This window comes from Celerinatantimonas sediminis (genome assembly GCF_046054195.1).
In the GTDB taxonomy this organism is placed as follows: Bacteria; Pseudomonadota; Gammaproteobacteria; order Enterobacterales; family Celerinatantimonadaceae; genus Celerinatantimonas.
This window is the reverse complement of record NZ_JBEQCS010000020.1, coordinates 86,058-92,114: the sequence shown is the minus strand read 5'-3', so window position 1 is coordinate 92,114 and position 6,057 is coordinate 86,058. Positions and strand designations below refer to the sequence as shown.

Annotated in this window: 6 protein-coding genes; all 6 read left to right on the top strand. The window is 41.4% G+C overall.

The annotated features are described in order from the left end of the window. Positions 1-1,827, top strand: a 1,827-nt coding sequence (locus ABTQ23_RS18330) for a beta strand repeat-containing protein (RefSeq protein ID WP_408617208.1), incomplete at its 5' end; no start/stop codon positions are given. Between the two features lie 154 nt (positions 1,828-1,981). Further along, positions 1,982-2,224 carry a hypothetical protein gene (locus ABTQ23_RS18325; protein WP_408617207.1) on the top strand — a complete coding sequence of 81 codons (243 nt, stop codon included), beginning with the start codon at positions 1,982-1,984 and terminating at the stop codon, positions 2,222-2,224. Positions 2,225-2,854: 630 nt separating this feature from the next. Further along, complete coding sequence (locus tag ABTQ23_RS18320; protein ID WP_408617206.1) at positions 2,855-3,073, top strand: hypothetical protein; 219 nt, start codon at positions 2,855-2,857, stop codon at positions 3,071-3,073. Positions 3,074-3,375: 302 nt separating this feature from the next. Beyond that, positions 3,376-4,323 carry a zinc-binding dehydrogenase gene (locus ABTQ23_RS18315; protein WP_408617205.1) on the top strand — a complete coding sequence of 316 codons (948 nt, stop codon included), beginning with the start codon at positions 3,376-3,378 and terminating at the stop codon, positions 4,321-4,323. Between the two features lie 119 nt (positions 4,324-4,442). Beyond that, positions 4,443-4,757: a hypothetical protein gene (locus tag ABTQ23_RS18310; RefSeq protein WP_408617204.1), complete on the top strand. Its 315-nt coding sequence runs from the start codon at positions 4,443-4,445 to the stop codon at positions 4,755-4,757. Between the two features lie 416 nt (positions 4,758-5,173). Then, a complete protein-coding gene (locus ABTQ23_RS18305) occupies positions 5,174-6,055 on the top strand; it encodes an amino acid ABC transporter permease (RefSeq protein WP_408617203.1) in 882 nt (293 codons plus the stop codon). Positions 6,056-6,057: the final 2 nt, after the last annotated feature.

The window sequence follows — 6,057 nt, the reverse complement described above, 5'->3', positions numbered from 1 at the left end:
GAGTATACAGATTCGGTCACGGTTGATTATAACACCCCTGAAATTATTGACGTAGACACGACTAGTTCAACGTTTACCGCGACCGTCAGTAGTGATGTTGCGATTACAGCAGTATATGCTGTGAGTTCGAGTAAGGTAAGCGACCCAGACTCCATCACAACACTGGCTGAGTTGACGGCTGTAACGACCAACTATAAAGACGAAAGCTGGGTAACAGACAATGAAGACGGCACTTATTCGTTGACGTGGACCGGTGTATCATCAGGCACATGGTATATATGGGCGGTGGATGCAGATGGTAATATCACTGGCTATGCGACTGTGACGCCTGGAAGCGATAGTACAGCCCCTGAGATATCATCTGTCTCGGTGACCGATGACAGTATTACAGTGACGACAGATACGGATGAGAGTAGTTATACCCTGTATATTGTGGACGCCAGTTCAGGTTCAACGGCATATACAAGTGAGAGCGATATTGCTGCTGCGGCTGAGGCATCAGTTATAGTGAATGATGGTACAGGGACGATTAGCGGGTTAGATGAAGGCAGTACCTACGATGTGTATGTGGTGGATGCAGCGGGGAATGTGACGGAGTATACAGATTCGGTCACGATCAGTGCTCCTGACATTATTGATGTAGACACGACTAGTTCAACGTTTACCGCGACCGTCAGTAGTGATGTTGCGATTACAGCAGTATATGCTGCGAGTTCGAGTAGTGTAAGCGACCCAGACTCCATCACAACACTGGCTGAGTTGACGGCTGTAACGACTAACTACAAAAGCAATGTAACAGACAATGCCGACGGCACTTATTCGTTGACGTGGACCGGTGTATCATCAGGCTCATGGTATATATGGGCGGTGGATGAAGATGGTAGCATCACTGGCTATGCTATCGTGACACCAGGAAGCGATAGTACAGCCCCTGAGATATCAGATGTTACTGTGACCGATGACAGTATTACAGTGACGACAGATACGGATAACAGTAGTTATACCCTGTATATTGTGGACGCCAGTTCAGGTTCAACGGCATATACAAGTGAGAGCGATATTGCTGCTGCGGCTGAGGCATCAGTTATAGTGAATGATGGTACAGGGACGATTAGCGGGTTAGCTGATGGGACCTACGATGTGTATGTGGTGGATGCAGCGGGGAATGTGACGGAGTATACAGATTCGGTCACAGTTAGTAATTCATCTAATGGGGCATTAGTATCTGAATCTTCAGTGTTGGAATTGACCACCGTTGTTGATGACTTGACCGCCCCATCAGAAATCGTCGATGTCAGTGATAACGATGTGACGGTAACAAGTGATGAAGCAGGCACTGTCTATGTGGTGGTGTCAGGGACTGATATTGACAGCTCTACTGACTTTACCGATGGCAGTGTAGAATTAATAGGTAGTGATACGGTTAGCGAAAACGGTAGTACAACGCTGAGCGATATTGCTGATGGTAGTTATGATGTTTATACGGTTGATGCATCGGGTAATATCAGTTCTGCTACAACCGTAACCATTAACTCAGATGATAGTCCAAGTTCAGCGGTTTCTGTCTCTGATAATGATGTGTCAGTAACCAGTGATGAAGATGGTGATGTGTATATTATTTCTTCATCCACTACGGTTACCTCCAGCACTGTTTTATCAGATGTTGCAGCAGAAAGTGCTGAGCTAACAGCTGATACAACAACTACAGTGGGCGTGGATAATCTTAGTGATGGCTCTTACGATATTTATGTCGCGGATGATGATAATAATGTCACAGAAGTTGCAACGATCACCATTGATGATGATACAACTACGATGAACGGTTAGTTGCTGATTGATAAATAATTTAAAGCGGGCTTATTTAATGCCCGCTTTTTTATTGATTTGCCAATGTCATAATTTAAATAATATTTATAGTGATTTCATCATTGAGTGATAGCTAATAGTTTATAAATAACTGTTAGATCAAATGTGTATTATTATGAAGTTATTTTATCTTTTAGCGATTTTATCGTTGCCGGTTATGGCTAGTTGGCATGTTACTGTGCTTGGGGATGGCACGAAAGGCTCAATCGTTAAACATGATGTGGTTGCATCTTCACTTCACCAGGCTAGAAAGTTAGCTTTAAAAGACTGTAAACATAAAGAGCGATTTTCTAACCATTCTTGCTTTATTAAGAAAGTTAAATGTATCGCAGATGGTGATCCTTGCCTGATTCCTTAATCAATTAAAATAGATCAATAGATTGGTGTGATTAACAGATGAGTTAAGTATGAAAAAAGAGCGAAGGCAAGGGTAAGTTGGCTAATCGAAAAACTCCCTGTAAGCCTTCGCTATTAATATCATATAAAATGTCAGAACATATACAATTATTATATATATTATATAGATTAAGAAAGAGGTTAATAATTTTTATATTGATAGATTGTTCTCATTAAATTGGCTATATAAATAGAGGTGCCTATTAACATAATGGCTAATAATTGTCGGCTGCACAGAGGTTGATGGTTTATTAGTTATTATTAAAATAGGTTTTTTCTAAACCAATAAGTGGGAGGTGCTAACTAATTAGTTTGAATCACGTCTCTATCCCATTTTTCTGGCACAGCCATGAATGTTGTGCCAGCTTTTTATTTAAGATATAAGTTTTATTTTTTATCCTCTAGATTGCCTTGCTAAATACAACATGTATTATACATATGCTTGTTATTTATTTACTTGTTCTCCCGTGACAAGAGCCAGCGTTATTTTAACGCTGGTTTTATTTTATTTACGGTTATTAAAATATGTATTTAATTTAATACGATTGGCTTTGTATCTATTATGCGAAAAATAGTTTTAATGATATTATTCTTGAGCTTTTCTTATTCGGCTTGCGCCAGTTGGCATATGGTCGCGATATCAAGAAATATTTCCGATCATTATGCGCGTGGTGATGGTTATTCTGTTTCGCATACTCAAGCAATTCAATCGGCGATGCAGCAGTGTCAAAAAGAGGAAGATGCACCAGGAATGCTATGCTATTTAGTCGGCGAAGAGTGTTTGCATAACGGGACGCCTTGTTTACATTAATTTGTGAGTCTCACCGATATTTAAATTCTTATGAAATAGTTCTTCATCGACATCTCGTTAAATTCCCCCGCTGTTAGTAAGAGCTATAATCATCACATTTTATATTTTAACCCGATCTCTAATAGCACATGGCTGTTCGTTCATGGCGCTAAAAAACCAGCTAGATATGCGAGTGGCTTCATAAGTCAAAACTTGGCGCAGTGGTATGCTGGTTTTTAGGCATCAATATTGGTGGTTACTTACCGGGTGTATTGCCTTGCCCTTTTGATGCTAAAGCAGAATCAGCGTAAGGAGGTGGTTTGATGAAAGGTTGGCTATTTACCAAAACCCATGTGGCGCCCAAGTTAATCGAAAAAGAAGACCCTAAAGCGGCTCCCGATGAAGTCATTTTAGATATTAAAGCCGCAGGGCTTTGTCACTCTGATGTTGGTGCGTTAGAAGACCCAATCTGGATGCCATATTATCCAAAGCCTGTGATCTTTGGTCATGAATGTGCCGGTGTTATTCGTGAAGTCGGCGCCGCTGTAACGGGATTTAAAGTCGGCGATCGAGTTGGTGTTTGTCCTATTAATACCCAAACGAACATGACGATTGGGTATGGTCGTGATGGCGGCTATGCCAACAAACTTGCCGTTCCGGCCATTCAGCTCATCGCACTGCCCGATGAGGTCAGCTATATTCAAGGCGCTGCGGCAACCGATGCCGGGATGACTTCTTATCATGCACTGTTTAGCGAAGGTGGCGCTAAAAAAGGGATGAAAGTTGGGATCATTGGTATTGGTGGGTTAGGGCAGTTCGCCACCCAGATGGCTTTAATTGAAGGCTGCGAAGTTTATGCGGTTGATTTAAATCCAGACGCTCGGGCGTTGGCAAAAGAGCTGGGGTGTAAAAAGGTGTACGAAAACGTTCTTGATTTAAAAGCAGATGCCCCAGAGGTGATTGTCGATTACGCAGGGTTTGGCCAAACAACTGCCGATGCTATAGAAGCTGTCGCATTTAAAGGGAAAGTGATTCTCGTTGGAATGGGCAAATTAGAAACAACCTTGAATGTGATGACGATGATCCAAAAACAGGTAACGATCAAGGGCAGCAATGGTGGGACCAATGCGGATATCGCAGGTGTTTATGAATACTTTCGCACTGGGCGCTTAAACCCAACTTTATCGACCATTAAGTTTGATGAGATAGCACAAGGATTAGAGCGTTTGAAAAGTGGCAAAGTCAAAGGCCGATTAGTCGCTGAGCTTTAACTTTGGATTTGGTGCGCTGATGAGCATGCTTTATCTTTCCTTAAAAGCCTGCGTGATGACGATTTGGCTAAATTGTGTAAAATTAATTGTCATCACTATTTATTGAAAAGGATTTCATCATGACTGCTGAAGAGTTTGTATTGGAGTTTAAAGAGTTGAAAAACTCTTTAGAGCATCTTTATTTTTCTGAAAAATCATCCGTTTCACGCATTCCCGAGATGATTCAAAGTGGCATGAATCAACAGCAGATTAATCTCGTTCAAGCGATTTTGTCTGATGCTTTGACTGACTCGATGTACACCATTTTATTGGGGCTTGCTGGCGAAGGGGCGATTGGTACTCAGCAAGTGAGTTATCAGTTGGCCGATGAAAACGGCAAATCGTTAAATGGTGATATTGAATCGGTGGCCTGGGAGCAATTCCATGGTGAGTAGTTGATTTATTTATCAATAATGCAAATTTAGCATAGAAGGGTTATTGGCTTTTGCTGATTATGTGAGTGACGAATTAACTATAAATAATTAACTTTCAATTATAACCCTAGATTATCAAGTTTTATCAAAATGCATAATTGTTAGTTATTTAAGTATTTTGTGCAGATAAGTAATAGAAGATAGTCAAATCAATTTTTAAAGTACTCAATTAAATACTATACTGTCGTTTCACCCAGCAGTTTTTAATAAAAATTGTACAGCCTGCATAGTTAATTCATTTAATTAATTAACTATTCATCGTTTCATGCGTGTTTTGCATGGAAGCCATGTTTATAATTCGTTTGTCGCCTATTTATTCCCTCCATATGATGAATTAATCGATCTGAATTTATCAGCTAAGTGGAATAGTGCAGCCAATGAGTGGTCTTTCTTCATCAGAATTTATCTATGTAAAACCCTCCCATAATGGACAAAAAGTAACAGCTGTTTGTCTTATCCTCGCGTTACTCTATGTGGCTCATGCATTTTGGAAAGGGCAGATTGCATGGGAATATGTTGAAGACAACTTATTTACTTCTAGCGTATTAAACGGCGTCCTTAATATGATTATTATGACGTTCCTTTCAATGGTTTTAGGGATTGCCCTTGGGACAATAACGGCCGTTGTAAGAATGTCTGATAATAAAGTGCTCCGCGCTGCCGCTGGTTTTTATATTTGGTTGTTCCGCGGAACCCCTGCGCTTTTGCAGTTATTACTGTGGTTTAACTTAGCACTTATCTTCCCCACGATTAGCCTCTTTGGTTTTTTCCCGATTCAAACCGTTGATGTGATGACGCCATTTGTGGCCGCGTTGGTCGGCTTAGGTGTACAGCAAGGCGCCTACACAGCCGAAGTGGTTCGTGCGGGTATTTTATCTATCGATAAAGGTCAGCTTGAAGCTGCGCAGTCAATCGGAATGACGCGCTCTCGGGCAATGTTACGCATTATTTTGCCACAGGCGATGCGGGTGATTGTGCCACCGATTGGTAATGAAACCATCGGCATGGTGAAGTTAACTTCGCTGGCCAGTGTGATTCAGTATGCTGAAGTGCTGCGCAGTGTTGAAAATATTTACTACGCCAACTCGCGAGTCATCGAACTGTTGATAGTGGCGGCAATCTGGTACTTGGTGGTGGTCACGGTTCTTAATATTGGTCAGTTTTATCTCGAACGTTATTTCTCCCGAGGTTGGGGGATCCGCAAGGTCAAAGTCTCAGCGCCCAAGACAGCCAGCACCGAATTAGTTAAAGAGGATTGATC